Genomic DNA, 2091 nt, shown 5'->3' with positions numbered 1-2091 from the left:
GCGGGGCCCCCCCCCCGCCCCGCGCCGCCCCCCGCCCCCCCCCCCGTACCGCTGCCACCGGAGAGAGCACCCACCCATGACCGCCGACGCCCGCTTCCCCGACGACGACGCCCTGATCGCCCGACTCCCGCCCGGCTTCCGCATCGGCGCCGCCACCTCCGCGTACCAGATCGAGGGCGCGGCGGCCGAGGACGGCCGGACCGCCTCCATCTGGGACACCTTCTGCCGCGTGCCCGGCGCGATCGACAACGGCGACACCGGCGACACGGCCTGCGACCACTACCGCCGCATGCCCGAGGACGTCGCCCTCATGGCGGACCTCGGGCTCGACACGTACCGTTTCTCCGTCTCCTGGCCGCGCGTGCAGCCCGGCGGGCGCGGTCCCGCCCACCCGAAGGGGCTCGCCTTCTACGACCGGCTCGTCGACGAACTCCTCGGCCGCGGCATCACCCCCTGGCTCACCCTCTACCACTGGGACCTGCCCCAGGAGCTCCAGGACGCCGGCGGCTGGCCCGCCCGGGACACCGCCCACCGCTTCGCCGACTACGCCGCCCTCGTCCACGACCGGCTCGGCGACCGCGTCACCCACTGGACCACGCTCAACGAGCCGTTCTGCTCGGCGGTCCTCGGGCACGTCGAAGGCGTCCACGCGCCCGGCGGGCGGTCCCTCGCCGACGGCGTCGCCGCCGTCCACCACCTCCACCTCGCCCACGGCCTCGCCGCCCGCCGACTGCGCGCCGACGCCCGGCACCCGCTCGACCTCGCCGTCACCCACCTCCTCGGCACCAGCGCCCCGGCCACCGACAGCCCGGCCGACCGCGAGGCCGCCCGCCGCGCCGACGCCTTCGGGTTCCGCTTCTACCTCGACCCGATCCTGCGCGGCGGCTACCCGGACGACCTCGTCGCCGACCTCGCCGTGCACGGCGTCGACATCCCGGTCCGCGACGGCGACCTGGACACCATCGCCACCCGCATCGACACGCTCGGCGTCAACTACTACCGCTCCATGCGCAGTTCGGGGACCGACGAGCACGGCTCCACCAGCGACGCCCAGGGCCGCCCCGTCACCCGCGGCCTCCCGCACGGCGGGCTGCCCGTCACCGGCCTCGGCTGGGAGGTCATGCCCCACGACCTCACCGCCCTGCTGCTCCGCATCGCCCGCGACTACCCCGGCACCCCCATGGTCGTCACCGAGAGCGGCGCCGCCTACGACGACGTCCCGGACGCCGCCGGGTACGTCGACGACCGGGACCGCACCGCCTACCTCTCCGCCCACCTCGCCGCCGTCGCCCGCGCCCGCGAGGTCGGCGCCGACGTCCGCGGCTACCTCGCCTGGTCGCTCCTCGACAACTTCGAGTGGGCCTACGGCTACGCCCAGCGCTTCGGCCTCGTCCGCGTCGACTACGCGACCCAGGCGCGCATCCCCAAGCGCAGCGCCCGGTGGCTCCGCGACACGGCCCTCCGGGTGCGCGGCGGGGCCTGAACCGGGCGATTGCGGGCGGCCCGGGCGCGGCGGACGATGGAAGGAGGACCGGGCCGAGAAGGACCGAAGGAGACGTCATGGCCGAAGAGCAGGGCGACCCGCTCGCCGCCTGGACCGAACGACTGCTCGCCCTCGGGACCGGCATCTCGCCGGAGGACGCCAAGGCGTTCGTCCACGACCTCTACAACCACGCGCAGGCCGCCCTCGACGCGGAACGCGCCGAAGTCGAGTTCCAGCGCGAGGAGTAGGCCCGGCGCGGTCGCCACCGCAGGGGTGGTCTCGGTCGTGGTCGTTGTCGTCGGGGTCGCCGGGTCAGTCCCGGAGGGCCCGCAGCAGGACCAGCGCGCCGGCGGCCGGCACGGCGACCAGGAACACGCCGATCAGCAGCAGCTCCAGAAGGCCGATCCGGCCCCCGGCGAGCATCAGCCCGCCGAGCAGCAGGAGCGCCGGCACGGCCACCGCCGTGGCGGTGCCGATCCGCTTGTGCCGGGTGGTCCACAGCGGCGACATCCAGAGCAGCCCCAGCCCGATCGCGAGGACCAGGCCGCCCAGGACGGGCTCGGCCAGGACGGTCAGGCCGCCGAGCGCGGGCAGCGCGGCGATGAGCC

The 2091-nt window shown here is 75.8% G+C and carries 3 protein-coding genes; 2 read left to right on the top strand and 1 reads right to left on the bottom strand.

The genetic code is table 11. The annotated features are described in order from the left end of the window. Positions 1-76 precede the first annotated feature (76 nt). Complete coding sequence (locus ACFW1I_RS38310; protein ID WP_384678788.1) at positions 77-1483, top strand: GH1 family beta-glucosidase; 1407 nt, start codon at positions 77-79, stop codon at positions 1481-1483. Positions 1484-1560: 77 nt separating this feature from the next. Beyond that, a complete protein-coding gene (locus tag ACFW1I_RS38305; RefSeq protein WP_384678785.1) occupies positions 1561-1731 on the top strand; it encodes a hypothetical protein in 171 nt (56 codons plus the stop codon). Between the two features lie 64 nt (positions 1732-1795). On the opposite strand, the gene ACFW1I_RS38300 is transcribed toward ACFW1I_RS38305, so the two are convergent. Then, positions 1796-2091 (bottom strand): hypothetical protein (locus ACFW1I_RS38300; protein ID WP_384678782.1); only part of this gene is annotated, 296 nt, incomplete at its 5' end.

Source organism: Streptomyces sp. NPDC058955, assembly GCF_042741435.1.
In the GTDB taxonomy this organism is placed as follows: domain Bacteria; phylum Actinomycetota; class Actinomycetes; order Streptomycetales; family Streptomycetaceae; genus Streptomyces.
Note: the sequence above shows the minus strand (reverse complement) of the source record. Positions and strands in the feature narration are given on the sequence as shown.